General features: G+C 70.6%; 11 protein-coding genes. 4 read left to right on the top strand and 7 right to left on the bottom strand.

Annotation, left to right across the window (positions count from 1 at the left end):
• Positions 1-226 precede the first annotated feature (226 nt).
• Positions 227-1,663 (top strand): MATE family efflux transporter, encoded by a 1,437-nt coding sequence (locus BLR49_RS03840; protein WP_245690416.1) that lies wholly within the window; start codon positions 227-229, stop codon positions 1,661-1,663.
• Between the two features lie 192 nt (positions 1,664-1,855).
• On the opposite strand, the gene rplI is transcribed toward BLR49_RS03840, so the two are convergent.
• From rplI to BLR49_RS03815, 5 genes are all read right to left on the bottom strand, one after another.
• Positions 1,856-2,311 (bottom strand): 50S ribosomal protein L9, encoded by a 456-nt coding sequence (gene rplI / locus BLR49_RS03835; RefSeq protein WP_092533719.1) that lies wholly within the window; start codon positions 2,309-2,311, stop codon positions 1,856-1,858.
• 15 nt (positions 2,312-2,326) lie between these two features.
• Positions 2,327-2,563 carry a 30S ribosomal protein S18 gene (gene rpsR / locus BLR49_RS03830; protein ID WP_073333345.1) on the bottom strand — a complete coding sequence of 79 codons (237 nt, stop codon included), beginning with the start codon at positions 2,561-2,563 and terminating at the stop codon, positions 2,327-2,329.
• Between the two features lie 138 nt (positions 2,564-2,701).
• Positions 2,702-3,310 carry a single-stranded DNA-binding protein gene (locus BLR49_RS03825; protein WP_092533710.1) on the bottom strand — a complete coding sequence of 203 codons (609 nt, stop codon included), beginning with the start codon at positions 3,308-3,310 and terminating at the stop codon, positions 2,702-2,704.
• Between the two features lie 26 nt (positions 3,311-3,336).
• Positions 3,337-3,624 carry a 30S ribosomal protein S6 gene (rpsF, locus tag BLR49_RS03820; RefSeq protein ID WP_092533707.1) on the bottom strand — a complete coding sequence of 96 codons (288 nt, stop codon included), beginning with the start codon at positions 3,622-3,624 and terminating at the stop codon, positions 3,337-3,339.
• Positions 3,625-3,835: 211 nt separating this feature from the next.
• Positions 3,836-6,244, bottom strand: coding sequence for a transglycosylase domain-containing protein (locus tag BLR49_RS03815; protein ID WP_092533704.1), 2,409 nt, complete (start codon positions 6,242-6,244; stop codon positions 3,836-3,838).
• A gap of 273 nt (positions 6,245-6,517) precedes the next feature.
• On the opposite strand from BLR49_RS03815, the gene BLR49_RS03810 reads away from it, so the two are divergent.
• Entirely contained in the window at positions 6,518-9,391 is a 2,874-nt protein-coding gene (locus tag BLR49_RS03810; RefSeq protein ID WP_245690404.1) for a cation-translocating P-type ATPase, read from the top strand.
• Between the two features lie 290 nt (positions 9,392-9,681).
• Here the strand turns inward: BLR49_RS03810 and BLR49_RS03805 are convergent, their stop codons facing one another.
• A complete protein-coding gene (locus BLR49_RS03805; protein ID WP_176765767.1) occupies positions 9,682-10,653 on the bottom strand; it encodes an NAD-dependent epimerase/dehydratase family protein in 972 nt (323 codons plus the stop codon).
• A gap of 70 nt (positions 10,654-10,723) precedes the next feature.
• On the bottom strand, positions 10,724-12,037 hold the full coding sequence (locus tag BLR49_RS03800; protein WP_092533695.1) for an MFS transporter: 1,314 nt from the start codon (positions 12,035-12,037) through the stop codon (positions 10,724-10,726).
• A gap of 282 nt (positions 12,038-12,319) precedes the next feature.
• On the opposite strand from BLR49_RS03800, the gene BLR49_RS03795 reads away from it, so the two are divergent.
• Complete coding sequence (locus tag BLR49_RS03795) at positions 12,320-13,627, top strand: MFS transporter (protein ID WP_092533692.1); 1,308 nt, start codon at positions 12,320-12,322, stop codon at positions 13,625-13,627.
• Positions 13,628-13,717: 90 nt separating this feature from the next.
• Positions 13,718-14,356: a TetR/AcrR family transcriptional regulator gene (locus tag BLR49_RS03790; RefSeq protein WP_092533689.1), complete on the top strand. Its 639-nt coding sequence runs from the start codon at positions 13,718-13,720 to the stop codon at positions 14,354-14,356.
• The last annotated feature ends 210 nt before the right edge of the window (positions 14,357-14,566 follow it).

Here is a 14,566-nt window from a genome sequence, read left to right as displayed (position 1 = left end):
TTCCTGTGGATGAACCTCAACCTCGACCTGAGGGCCCATCCCGCAAGCGCCAATGGTCTCTGGGTGAACTGCGGCGCTCGTGCGCCGTCGGCTCTCAGCCGTGCATGAGACACTTGCCCGCCCGACCCGGATGGAGTTCTGCGTGCCCGACTCGTCAGCCCCCGCGACCAATGCGAAGCCGCCCGACGGCCCGACGCCGGCCCGTCCACCAGCGGCACCGGCCTCCTTGAACCGGCAGATCCTGTCCCTGGCCGTCCCCGCCCTGGGAGCACTGGTCGCCGAGCCGCTGTTCGTGCTGATCGACTCGGCCATGGTGGGCCACCTGGGCGCGGGCAGCCTCGCGGGCCTGTCGCTGGCCTCCACCCTGCTGACCACGCTCGTGGGCCTGTTCGTGTTCCTCGCCTACGCGACGACGGCGACCACCGCCCGCCGCTTCGGCGCCGGCGATCGCGTCGGTGGCCTGCAGGCCGGGATCGACGGCGCCTGGCTGGGGGCGCTGCTGGGTCTGGCGGCGGCAGTGCTGCTCGCCGGCGGGGCGCCGTGGGCGGTACGCGTAATGGGCGCGGACGGCGCCGTGGCCGACGCCGCCGTCGCCTATCTGTGGGCCTCTGCGGCGGGTCTGCCGGGCATGCTGGTGGTGTATGCCGCCACGGGCACGCTGCGGGGCCTGCTGGACACGCGCACGCCCTTCGTGGTGGCCGCGGTCGGGGCGGCCGCCAATGTCGCCCTGAACGCGACGCTGCTGTACGGCGTGGGCATGGGGATCGCCGGCTCCGGCCTGGGCACCGCGATCGCTCAGACCGGCATGGCGGTGGCGCTGCTGCGGCCAGTTGTGGGGGCGGCGCGGGCGGCGGACGTGCCGCTGTCGCCGCGGGCGGCGGGCTTGCGCGCCTCCCTGGGGGCGGGCGCGCCGCTGCTGGTGCGCACGCTCTCGCTGCGGGCGGCAATCCTGGCCACGGTCTGGGCGGCGACCGCCCTGGGCGCGACGGCGCTGGCCGCGCACCAGGTGGTCAGCGCGCTGTGGAACTTCACGGCCTTCGCCCTGGACGCACTCGCCATCGCCGCGCAGGCGCTGGTGGGGACCGCGCTGGGCCGGGCCGAGGCCGAGCGGGCAGCGCAGGTATCCGCGGATCCAGCCGCTGCGCCGACCGCCCCGGGCTCGCGTGCCGGTGCGGCCGAGCCCCAGGCTCCCTCCTCGACGGCCCCGCGGGCACCCGCCGTACCGACGGTGCCGCATGACGGCCCGACGGTCGACGCCGTGCTGCGCCGCTGCCTGGCATGGGGCGTGGCCGCGGGGGCGGTGATCGGCGTGGTGCTGGCGGCCGCGAGCCCGTGGCTGCCGTACCTATTCACCTCCGAAAGCGCGGTGATCACGGCCGCCCGGCCGGCGCTGCTGGTCGCCGCCGGGGCCATGCCGCTGGCGGGCGCCGTCTTCCTGTTCGACGGGGTGCTGATGGGGGCGGGCGACGGCCGCTATCTGGCGGGTGCGCAGATGGCGACCCTGGTGCCCTACCTGCCGCTCGCCGTCGTCGTCGCGCATGGCTGGCCGACCGGCGGAAGCGATGGCCTGCTGTGGCTGTGGGTGGCCTTCGCCTGGGTGTTCATGGGCACCCGGGCCCTGGTCACCGGGCTGCGCGCCCGCAGCGACGCCTGGCGGCACTGACCGGCGAGGCGCGGAGCCGTCGGTTTGCTACAACCACTCGCATACGGCCGCCGTAGTAGGGCGCAACGGCTTCCGCCGCGACCCCGCAAACACATGAAGTGTCCCGGATTGGGACATCCCGCTCCGCGCACGCGCAAAGACGTAGCCGGCGCGCCTCCTGGCGCGCCGGCTACGGCGTGTGGTGTCCCCGGCTCAGCGGGCGGCGACGACGTTGACCTCGAGGGGGGCGACGACGTCGGTGTGCAGGCGCACGGAGGCGCTGTGCCGACCGGTGGACTTGATCGGGCGGGTCAGCTCGATCTTGCGGCGGTCGATGGCGGGGCCACCGGCCTCCTTGACGGCGTCGGCGAGCTGCGCGGTGCTGACGGCGCCGAACAGGCGGCCGTTCTCACCGGCGACGGCGCTCACCGTGACGACATTGCCCGACAGCCAGGCGCGGGCCTCCTGGGCCTGCTCCAGGGAGTCGATGGCGCGCTTGCGGCGCGCCTCGGCCATCTGGTCGATCTGGCGCTGGGCGCCCTTGGTCCACGGGGTGGCCAGCTTACGGGGGACGAGGTAGTTGCGGGCGTAGCCGTCCTTGACCTCGACGACCTCCCCGGCGGTGCCGAGGTTGGTCACGTCGTGCGTGAGAATGAGCTTGGTGGTCATGATGCGCGCCTCCTATCAGCGGGCCGAGCTCGTGTAGGGCAGCAGGGCCATCTCACGGGCGTTCTTGATGGCCTTGGCGATCTTGCGCTGGTCCTGCACGGAGACGCCGGTGACTCGGCGGGCGCGGATCTTGCCGCGGTCGGAGATGAACTTCCGCAGCGTGGCGGTGTCCTTGTAGTCGATGGTGCCGACCTTGATGGCCTTCACCGGTGCGATCTTCTTCTTCGGCTTACGAAGCTGGGGCTTCGCCATGGTGGTACTCCTTGGGTCGGGCGCCGCGTGGCTCCCGTTGGTCTATTGCGAGATTGGCGTGGGCGAATCCGGCGCCCACGTACCCGGCCGGGCCGGGTGAAAAAGGATGTTGCAGGAAATGCTGCTTGGAGACGCGGATCAGAACGGGGGCTCGTCGCCGAAGCTGGTGGTGCCACCGGTGGCCCAGGGGTCATCCGGGGCGCCGCCGGCCGGGGCGTTGTAGCTGCCCTGCTGGCCGCCCTGGCTGTAACCGCCCTGGGAGCCCTGAGGACCGGCGTTGTAACCGCCCTGCTGGCCGCCGCCCTGGTAGCCGCCCTGCTGCTGGCCGGCGTTGTAGCCGCCGCCCTGACCGCCCTGGTTGAAGCCGCCCTGGCCGCCCCCGCGGGGCTGGCGGGTGACCTGCGCCTTGGCGTAGCGCAGCGAAGGGCCGATCTCGTCCACCTGCATCTCCACCACCGTGCGGTTCTCGCCCTCACGGGTGGTGAAGGAGCGCTGCACCAGCCGGCCCTGCGCGATCACGCGGGTGCCCTTGGTCAGCGACTCGGCCACGTTCTCCGCGGCGTCGCGCCAGATCGAGCAGCGCATGAACAGGGTCTCCCCGTCCCGCCACTCCTGGGCCTGACGGTCGAAGCTGCGCGGGGTGGAGGCGATGGTGAAGGAGGCGACCGCCGCCCCCGAGGGCGTGAAACGCATCTCGGGGTCCGCAGTCAGATTCCCGATAATCGTGATGACGGTATCGCCGGCCATTGCTTGTCTCCGTTCCGGTTCGGCGCTCAGGCCTCGGGGCGCAGCAGCTTGGTGCGCAGCACCGACTCGTTCAGGCCGAGCTGGCGGTCGAGCTCCTGGGCGATCTCCGGCGTGGTGGTCATGTCAACCACCACGTAGATGCCCTCGGACTTCTTCTTGATGTCGTAGGCCAGGCGGCGCTTGCCCCAGATGTCAGTCTTGTCAACGGTGCCCCCGTTGCTGGGGACGACCTGCAGCATCTTCTCGAGCGTAGGAGCGATGGTGCGCTCATCCGTCTCGGGCGCGAGGATGATCATGATCTCGTAATGACGCATGCTTAGTACCCACCTCCTCTGGTCTGAAGCGGTCACGGTCTCTCCGTGACAGGAGGGTGATGCGTGCGACCGCGCCGCCGCACACACGGGTGCGTGCACGGGCGAGGCAGTCCGCCCGCCACCATACCCGAGGGCGCCGCTCGGCTGAAAGGCGACGACGGCGCCGCCCGGCGTGCGGTGCGCCACGCGCCGTTCCGGCCAGGGCGGGAGGCTACTGGCCGCCAAGGCCGCCCTGTCCGCCACCGGAGTCGCCGCCGCCCTCTGAACCGCCGCCGGGATCGTTGGGACCGCCACCGGAGTCGTCCGAACCGCCACCGGAACCGTCATTGCCATTCCCGGAGTTGTTGCCGCCGAAGCTGCCGGAGTTCCCCCCGGAGTTGTCGTTCTGGTCCGTACCACCGGTGCTGTTGTCATCGTTGGCTTCCTGCGTCGGCTCGACCGGAGCCGGGGTGGCCTCCTCGGTGGCCTCCACAGTGGGCTCCTCGGTGGCCTCCTCGACGGCGCCGGTGTTGTCCTCCGCCGGCGCCACCGGGGCGGGGGTGCCGTACAGGCCGCCGGGGTAGTAGGAGGCTGCGGTGCGGTCGGGGAAGTACTCGATCGGCAGGTCCGCGAGCGCCGTGGTCATGTACTCGGTGAAGATGTCAGCCGGGTACGTCGAACCGGTGATCTCGCCGTAGTAGCCCCATGGGGTAATGGACTCCTCCGAGCCGTCCTCCCCGGTCTGGTAGAGGGTGACCGCCGTGGCGATCTGGGGGGTGTAGCCGACGAACTGGGCGGACTTGTTGTCCGAGGAGGAGCCGGTCTTGGCGGCCACCGGCCGCCCCAGCGCGAGCGCCGTCGTGCCGGATCCGGAGTTGACCACCTGCTGCATGGCGTAGGTGGCGTCGGCCATGACGTCGTCGGAGAAGACCTTCTCCCCGTCGGTGGAGGCGGTGTAGGCCACCGACCCGGCGGAGTTGGTGACCGTGTTGACGATGTGGGTCTTGTGCTTGGTGCCCTGCGCGGAGAAGGTCGCGTATGCGGTGGCGATGTCGAGGGTGTGCGGCGAGGCCGAGCCGAGCACGTTCTGGACGTAGGCGTCCAGCCCGAGGGTGTCCTCGGGGTAGCCCGCGCGCACCGCGACCTTGTTGGTCACCTCCGGACCGACGTCCCGGTTGAGCTGCAGGTAGGAGGTGTTGATCGAGTAGGTGGTCGCCTTGATCAGGTTCGACCAGCCGTAGGAGACGTTCTGGTAGTTCTGGAAGGTGGCCCCGTCGATGGTCATGGGCGAGTCGCCGTTGTAGCCGTTGGCGAGCGTGTCCCCGTTCTCCAGGGCGGCCACGAGCGCGAAGGGCTTGAAGGTGGAGCCGGCCTGGGCCACGGCGTCGGTGGAGGAGTTGACCTGGTTGGTCAGGTAGTCCTCGCCGCCGTACAGGGCCAGGATCCCACCGGTGGAGGAGTCGATGGACACCAGGGCCGCACGCAGGTTGGGTGAGGCCCCCTCGGGCAGGTTCTGGACGGCGGCGACGGCGGCGTCCTGGTCCTTCTTGTCGATCGTGGTGACGATCTTGTAGCCGCCGGTGTCGATGTCCTCCGCCTCCAGGCCGGCGTCGGACTCCAGCTCGGCGCGCACCAGCTGCAGCAGGTAGCCGGTGGGGCCGCCGTAGGTCTCCTTCGTCTGCGTGGCGACCGTCTCGGGCATTTCGGCGGAGTCGTACTCCTCCTGGGTGATGTAACCGTCCTCGAGCATGTAGTCCAGGACGCGCTGCCAGCGGGCGGCGGCCTGATCCGGGTCCAGGGCCGGGTCCCAGGCGCTGGGCGAGGGCAGGATGCCGGCCAGCAGCGCCGACTCGGATACCGTCAGCTCGGAGGCCGGATGCCCGAAGAATGCCTGTGAGGCCGCCTCGATGCCGTAGGCGCCGCGGCCGAAGTAGACCGTGTTGAGGTAGGAGCCGAGGATGTCCTGCTTGCTCATCTCGCGGTCGATCTTGATGGCCATGATGGCCTGTTTGAACTTGCCGGCGTAGGAGCTGGTGGTGTCCACGTAGTAGTTCTTGATGTACTGCTGCGTCAGGGTCGAGGCCCCCTGGAGGGCGCCGCCACGCATGTTGTTGACGAAGGCGCGGATGATGCCCTTGGGGTCGATGCCGTTGTTGGAGTAGAAGGACCGGTCCTCCGAGGCGACCACGGCGTTGCCCACGTAGTCGGGCAGCTGGGTCGCATCGATGATCTCCCGGTCCACCTCGGCGAACTCACCCATGACGGTGCTGCCATCGGCGTAGTAGACGGTGGTGGTCTGCGCCTGGGCGAACTCGCTGGGCTCAGGCACCTTGATCATGGCGTAGGCGACGGCGAAGCCCGCCACCGCCATCACGATCAGGAGCAGGAAGCTCCCCAGGAGGAACCGCCAGCTGGGCAGCCAGCGGCGGATCGGTCCCTTGCCGGCCCGCGGGTAGTTGAGGCGCCGACGCCGCCCCGACGCCGCCCCGTCGGCCTGCTCGGGCCGGCCCGCGGGCCGCTTGGTGTTCCGCGGCTTGGGGCTCTTGGCCTTGCGCGGCTTGCTGACCCGCCCGGCGTTGGCCGCCTGGGCGAGTTTCCGACCGGTGGGGCGGGCACCGCCCTGATTCGCGGAGTCTGCCATGCGCTCCTCTTCCTCTACGCAGCTTCGTCCGGCTTCATCACATCACGTTCAGGCGTCCCGGGGCCACTGTTCCGCCTGTCAGATGCGTCTATTCCGTCCCCACGGGTGCTCGCCCGCCACCGGCGGCGGGCGCATGCGCGCACCTTGACGCACACTACGCAACGTTCTCGCCGTCGTCTCGGCGGGTGCTGGGACTTGGTTGGGATCGCCCTGAACCGGCGCTGGCGGCGAACGGCGCTCGACGCCGTCCGGCGGCGCTGGTGGGATATGTGCGTGACCGCAGACATGACCGCCCCCGCCCCACCGCCACCAACGCAGCCCTGGTCGATTCCGGGCCTCCAGGTCGCGGCGGCGCTCGGCACCGATCCCGCCTCCGGGCTGACAGCCGCAGAGGCGGCCCGCCGCCTGGCCGCAGACGGCCCCAACGAGTTGCCGCACAAACCGCCGGTGCCGGCCTGGCGGCGCTTCCTCGCCCAGTTCGCCGACCCGCTGGTCTACCTGCTGATCATCGCCATCGTCGTCTCGGCGGTCGCCTGGGTGTTGGAGGGCGCGCACGGCGTGCCCGTGGACTCCCTGGTGATCCTGGCCGTAATCACCCTCAACGCCGTCCTCGGCTTCGTGCAGGAGAACAAGGCCGCCGACGCCGTCGCCGCCCTGTCCGCCATGACGCGGGCATCCAGCACGGTGCTGCGGGACGGGGCGCGCCTCGTCATCCCCTCGGCCCAGCTGGTGGTCGGGGACGTGCTGATCCTGGGCGAGGGGGACCAGGTGGGCGCCGATGCGCGGCTGCTTTCCGCCGCCTCCCTGCGGGTGATCGAGTCCTCCCTGACGGGTGAGGCCGATGCCGTGTCCAAGAGCGCCGAGGCCGTCGCCGCGGACGCCGAACTGGCGGACCGCACCGCCATGGTCTACCGGGGCACCTCGGTGGCGCAGGGCTCCGGGCAGGCCGTGGTCACGGCGACCGGCGGCGCCACCGAGATGGGCGCCATCGCCCAGATGCTCCACGCCGTCGAGGACGAGGCCACCCCCCTGGAGCGGGAGATCACCCGCGTCTCGAAGCTGCTGGGCGGGATCGTGGTGGCGATCGCCGTCGTGGTGGTGGCGACCCTGCTGGCACTCACCCCGGAGCGGACCGCCCAGTCCATCATCGACGCCCTGCTGCTGGGGGTGTCGCTGGCGGTAGCGGCCGTGCCCGAGGGGCTGCCCGCGATCCTGTCGGTGGTGCTGGCGCTGGGCGTGCAGCGGATGGCGCTGCACCAGGCCGTGGTCAAGAAGCTGACCAGCGTGGAGACCCTGGGCTCGGCCTCCGTGATCTGCTCGGACAAGACCGGCACGCTCACCCGCTCGGAGATGACCATCCAGGAGGTGGTCACCGCCTCCGGAGCCACCGTGGTCACCGGCATCGGCTACGAGCCCAACGGGCACGTCGCCCCCGACGCCGACCGCGACGGCCACCCCGACGGCGAGCCGCTGACCGGGGCGCTGCGCGAGGAGGTCACCGTCGTCCTGTCCGGCGGGGCCATGGCCTCCGACACTCAGCTGGCCGAGGACGGCGGGGTGTGGACCGTCGTCGGTGACCCCACCGAGGGCTCCTTCCTCGTCGCCGAGCTGAAGCTCGGCACGCAGGGCAGCCGGGAGGGCCGCTTCACCCGCGTCGGCATGGTGCCCTTCACCTCCGAGCGCAAGCTCATGAGCGTGCTGTACACGGACGCCAAGCACGGCACCACCATCCTGATGGCCAAGGGAGCCCCCGACGTGCTCATGGAGCGCTGCACCCGGGTGCGCGTGGGGGATGTGGATCGGCCCCTGGATGCGCAGGCGCGCGCGGAATTCGGTGCGCATATCGCGGACATGTCCGGCCGGGCGCTGCGCACCCTGGGGGTCGCGTACCGGACGCTGGGTGCGGACGAGGCGGCCGCCGTCGCCGAGGCCGGCACCGACGGCGTCTTCGATCACCTGGAGCAGGGACTCACGCTGGCCGGCGTCGTCGGGATCATCGACCCGCCCCGCCCGGAGGCGGCCGCCGCCGTCGCCGAGGCGCACCGCGCGGGCGTGCGGGTGCTGATGATCACCGGCGACCACCCGGCCACCGCCGGGCGCATCGCTGCGGACCTGGGGATCGCCGCACCGGGGGCACGCGTGCTGACCGGCCGGGAGCTGTCCGGCATGGACGACGCCGCCCTGGCCGCCGCCGTCGGGAAGGTGAACGTGTATGCGCGGGTGGCCCCGGAGCACAAGCTGCGGATCGTCGGGGCCCTGAAGGCGCAGGGGCACACGGTGGCCATGACCGGCGACGGCGTCAACGACGCCCCCGCCCTGCGCGCCGCCGACATCGGCGTGGCCATGGGGGTGACCGGCACGCAGGTGACCAAGGAGGCCGCCGCCATGGTGCTGGCCGACGACAACTTCGCCACCATCGTGTCCGCCATCCGCGAGGGGCGGCGGATCTTCGACAACATCCGCAAGTTCCTGCGCTACCTGCTGTCGTCCAACATGGGTGAGGTGCTCACGGTGTTCGGCGGCGTCGTGCTGGCCGGCGTGATCGGGCTCGCCGGGCACAGCGAGTCCGGGGTGGTGCTGCCGCTGGTGGCCACCCAGATCCTGTGGATCAACCTGATTACCGACTCCGGCCCGGCGCTGGCCATGGGCGTGGACCCGAGCGTGGAGGACGTCATGGGGCGGCCGCCGCGCCGCCCGGACGAGCGGGTCATTGACGCCGCCATGTGGCGCGGGGTGCTGCTGGTGGGGGCCGTCATGGCGGCGGTGACGCTGGGCACGCTCGACATCTTCCTGCCCGGCGGGCTGATCGAGACCTCCCTGAGCGTGGACGACTTGACCACCGCCCGCACCGCCGCCTTCACCACGCTGGTGCTGGCGCAGCTGTTCAACACCGTGAACTCGCGCTCGGAGACGGTCTCCGCCTTCCGCCACCTGCTGGTCAACAAGTGGCTGTGGGGGGCGATCGCCCTGGGGGTGGTGCTGCAGGTGGCGGTGGTGGAGGTGCCGCTGCTGCAGCGGGCCTTCTCCACGGCGAGCCTGGACCTGGTGCACTGGGGCGTGGCCGTCGGTATGGCCTCGCTGGTGCTGTGGGTTGATGAGCTGCGCAAGCTGCTGGGCCGCGCCCGGCTGCGCTCCCGGGAGAGCTAACCACCCTCCCCTCACCACCGAGGTCGGTCGATATAACCGCCGAGATCGGTAGAACTTACGTGCCGAGATCGGTAGCAGTGGTGAGGTCGGCACCAGTGACGCACCGAGAGCGGTAGTTGTGGCGCAGCCTTTTCGCCACCCTGCTTGAGGGGAGACTGGGGTTCCTGGGGGCGGCGTGCGAAGCCCGACGGTTCGTCACCAACGACGACCGATTCATGCACCTACCCCGCGAAGTGGCGAAGCGTCTGTGCTAGGAGACGAACCGTCGTCGTCCCCCAACCGCACGGCGCTCAGGCGAGGGTCTTGATGCTTGCTGAGTCGAGCAGGTCCCGCACGGTCATCGCCAGCGGCCGCGGCAGGAAGCCTAGTTCCGCACGTGCCCGAGCGCTGGACACGGTCGGGTACTCGGCCAGGGCGCCGAGGGCGGCCGGGGTGAAGATGTCGGTCCCGGGCCGACTCCCCATCAGCTCCCCTAAGGGCGCCAGCGGCCGCACCCATTCCAGCGGAACCACCACGCGCAGCGGCCGCCGTCCAGCCAGGATCGCGCCGAGCGACATCAGGGTCGCGATCTGCGCACGCGTGCCGCTCAGCAGGTAGGACCGGCCCGCTCTGCCCCAGTCAAGGGCGACCGCGATGCCGACGGCGACGTCCCGCACGTCCACCCAGTCGAAGCCTCCGGACACCACCGGTGGCCGGGCACCCCGTGCGGCGGCGAGGATCAGCCTATTCACCCGCGAACCCGCGCGGTCAACGGGTCCGATGATCCCGGTGGGCAGGCAGACAACCGCATCCAGTCCCCGCGCCACCTCCGCCAGCACCGCCCGCTGCCCCACCGCCTTGGAGCGGTCGTACAGCGGGCGGTCCGCCCCGGCCAGCGGAGCATCCTCGGTGAGGGTGCCCCCCGTAGAGCAGTCCAGGGCGTGGACGGAGGAGCAGTGCACCATGCGGATGCCCCGTCGGCGCGCCTCGGCCGCCACCAGCGCCGGGCCGCGGGTGTTCAGCCGCCAGGCCACGGGGTCTCGTCGGCGCAGGGAGATGCGGGCGGCGAGGTGGACGACGGCGTCGCAGCCCGCCATCGCCTCGCTAAGAGCCGCCTCGTCCAGGACGGAACCGGTGACCCACTCAACACCTGCCTGCGGGTTGGCGTCAGGGCCCGGCGGGTACGGCTCCATGGCACGCACCATCCAGCCCGCCGCAACCAGACGCGGCAGCAGGTTCGCTCCGAGATAGCCACCACCGCCGGTGACAAGGACGCGCTTCACCCTGCAAGTGTCTCGCAAAGATCACGCCTGGACCACCCTCACTTACGCCTCTCGCCTCTGGAGCGCACCGTCAGGCGAGCCCGGGCAGGCCGACGACCTCGCGGGGGCGGCCCCTCAGCGCCCGCACACCGGCCCGGTAGGTCAGGGCCACGCACCACACGAAGACCACCAGCACCACCTGCACCGGCCGCGACCAGCCGACGTCGGGCATGACCAGCACGGCCACCCCCGCCGCAACGCACTCGGCGGTGTTGAACAGCACGTCGTAGATGGAGAAGGCGCGGCCGCGGTAGGCGTCGGCGGTGTCGCCCTGGACAATGGTGTCGACGGCGATCTTGGCGCCCTGCACGCCGATGCCGAAGACGAAGATCCCCACCGTCATGGCCGCCTGCTGGTGGGTGGCCACTAGGACCAACTGCCCAACGCTGCCTCCCAGCAGGCATATGACGATCCAGGTCGACGGCGTCACGCGCTCGTGGGCGATCGGCGTGAGCACCACTGCCAGGCCGTGCCCGGCGATCATGGCACCCATCAGGGTGGCGAAGATGGCCAGGCCGGTGTCGGCGTCGGCGGGGGCGGCGAGCAGGTTGCGGGCGGTGAGGATCATGGTGATCACCTGCATGCCGTACACGAAGCGGTGCAGCGCCATGGTGGTCAGCGCCAGGCCGGGCGTGCCGCGACGCACCAGGTAGCGCACGGCGTTGGCCAGGTCCCCGGCGGTGGCCGCGAGCGCGGTGCCGAGCCCGGCTGCGGCGGGATGCTCCGGGCCGAGCTGGTCGGCGCCGAGCCGAGTGACCACGCCTGCGGCCAGCACATACAGCACCATGGCAGTCAGCAGGCTGGCGGTGTCCTGGGCGGTCCCGGCCGGCAGCGCCAGGCGCAGCACGAAGCCGATGACGGCGCCTATGGCGGTGGCGGCGCCGCCCAGGGTGGGCACGATCGAGTTGGCGGTGAGCAGGCGCTGGTGGTCGATGATCTGAGGCAGCCCCGCCGACAGGACCGACAGCAGGAAGCGGTTAATGCCCAGCGCCACCAGCACGAGCACGTAGACGGCCGGCCCGATGCCCCAGGCGCGCAGCGCCAGCGTGGTCAGCGCGATCACGCCGGCGCGCGCCAGGTTGCCGTACAGAAGGGTCTGGCGGCGGCGCCAGCGGTCGATGAACGGCCCGGTGAAGGGGCCGACCACACTGAAGGGCAGCAGCATGACCACCAGGGCCGCGGCCACGCCGGCGGCGGTGGTCATGTTCTGCGGCTGGAAGAAGAAGAGGGTGGCCAGTCCCGCCTGCACCATGCCGTCGCCGGTCTGGGACACCAGTCGGACGCCGAGCAGCGTCCGAAAGTCCGGGACGGAGGCGAGGTCCTTGAGGTCGTCGGTCAGGCGCATGGGTCAAGACTTCCGCATGCGAGCACCAACGGCGGTCAGCGTCCGCTGTGATATCGGGCCGGGCAGCCGCGGGCCGACGGCGGAAATCGACTCGGGGAGCGTCGGCGCGCGGAGGCCGCACGGGCCGACGTCGGTGCGGCGCGCAGAGCGCCGGGCACGCTCGCAAGCGCTGGGCAACTCTTGACAACCGCCGCGAACGGGGATTAATCTTCCCGGCATACTTACTAAGTAGTAAGTAACCGTGTTGGTGAACACCGCCGTTCAATGAAAGGGTCCACGCACATGGCACAGCAGCCCGCGTCCCCCGCCGAGGAAGACACCTCGGCGCCCTCCAACCTCGCCCCCGACACCGGCTTGCCGCTTGAGCGAAGCACCATGGTGCGCTTCGGCGCCGGCTTCCTCCTCATCTCCGTTCTTTGGGCAGTCGGCCTGAGCATCATCGCCTCGGTGCTCCTGCCTCAGCGCCTGAAGGACCTGGGAGTCGACAACCCCGACGCACTTCTCGGCACCATCAACGCAATCACGGCCGTCGTCTCACTGGTTTCCAACCTGATCTTCGGAAACTTCTCCGACCGCACCCGGTCGCGCCTCGGCCGCCGCACCCCCTGGGTCGTCTGGGGAGGAGTCGTCGGCGGGGTCACACTCTTCGCCGTCGGAATCATCGGCAACACCAAGCTGCTCACGCTCGACTACTGCCTGTGCATGGTCGGCCTGAACATGATGCTCGCCCCGGCGGTCGCCGTGCTGTCCGACCGCGTGCCGGAGACGATCCGCGGCACCATGTCCACCTTCTGGGGCGTGGGCGCAGCGATGGGCTATCCGCTCGGCGCCATCATCGGCGCCTCCTTCATCACCGGAGGCTATGCGGCGACCTCGGGCTTCGTAGTCGGCGGCATCCTCATGGGCATCTCCGGCATCGTCGCCGTCGCGCTGTGGCCCCGGGAACGCTCCGCCGCCGACCTGCCGCCGGCGGGCCAGTCCCTGGCCGACCTGGCCCGCTCCTTCATTCCGCCCACCCACGGCGCGAGCGACTTCTACAAGGCGTTCTTCGGTCGCTTCACGATGCTCATCTCCTACCAGATGATCAACGCCTACCAGCTCTACATCATCCAGGACTACCTGGACCTGTCCGCCGGCCAGGTCGCATCCACCGTCGCACTCACCAACACGATCATCCTGGTGGTGAGCCTGGCGGGAGGCTTCATCGGCGGACCGCTCTCCGACCTGCTGCACCGCCGCAAGGTGCCGGTGGTCATGGCCTCCCTGTGTTTCGCCCTGGGAGTCGCCATGCCCTGGATCATGCCGACTACCACGGGTATGTACCTGTTCGCCGCCATCGCGGGCTTCGGCTACGCCGTATACGGCTCCGTGGACCAGGCCCTCAACGTGGATGTGCTGCCCAACCCGGACACGGCCGGCAAGGACCTGGGCATCCTCAACATGTCCACCACCTTCGGTCAGATGTGCGGCCCGATCATCACCTCCTTCGTGGTAACCCGCACCGGTAGCTACTCGTTGGTCTTCCCGATCTCAATCACCTGCGCCGTCATCGGCTGCTTCTCCATCCTGGCCATCCGTAAGGTGCGCTGAGCGCATCCGCGCGCGCGATCGGCCGACACACCCCATGTGCCGACCGACCGCGCGTACTTCATGGTCCGAACCGGCCCTTAGGATCGCGCCATGCCGTCGTCTTCCAAGCGCCACCGCATGACCGCCGCCGAGCGGCGCGAGCAGATCGTGGAGGTGGCCACCGAGCTGGTGGCCAAGCACGGGTTCAACGGGCTTTCGCTGCAGGAGGTGGCCGACGCCGTCGGCATCACCCAGGCGGGGCTGCTGCACTACATCGGCACCAAGGACGGCCTGCTGGAGCTGCTGCTGGACGATCGCTACGACCGCCAGGGCACCCCGCAGGACTTCATCGACTCCGGCGACCCAGCCGCAACCCACCCCGATGGCATCAGCCTGCCGGCCTACTTCCGCTACCTGGTGGCCTTCAATGAGGCGCGCCCGGAGCTGATGGAGCTGTACATGACGCTGGGCATGGAGGCCACCGACCCGCGCCACCCCGCCCACGAGCGCTTCATCGACCGCCCCGACCAAGTGTGGGACTACTACTCGACCTTCACCTGGCGCCTGCCGCCCGAAGTCATGGCGGCGGGCGGCTGGGAGTCGATGCGGCCGCTGGTGGAGATGGCGATCGAGGCGATGGACGGCGCGCAGATCCGCTTCTTCCGCCGCCCGCCCATCTCCCTGACCGAGGAGTGGGCGCGCTGGGAGCCGTTGCTGTTCCCCTCACCGGTCTGGGACGGCTACCGCTGACGCTCACGCAAATCACGACCTTGGGGTACGTTCCACGACCCCGGGGTGGTCGTGATTTGTACCCCAAGGTCGTGGAATGCGCGGGACAGGGGCAGACCGACGACGGCGGGGCGGGAGCAGCGGGCCGCAGTCGTGACCGGGGCCGGCGGGACCAGCCCGAGGCGCGAGGGCTGCGGATGGCAGGCCAAGGTCTGCTGCTCCCGCCTCTCC

This window comes from Actinomyces ruminicola, from assembly GCF_900103885.1.
Lineage (GTDB): Bacteria > Actinomycetota > Actinomycetes > Actinomycetales > Actinomycetaceae > Actinomyces > Actinomyces ruminicola.
Note: the sequence above shows the minus strand (reverse complement) of the source record. Positions and strands in the feature narration are given on the sequence as shown.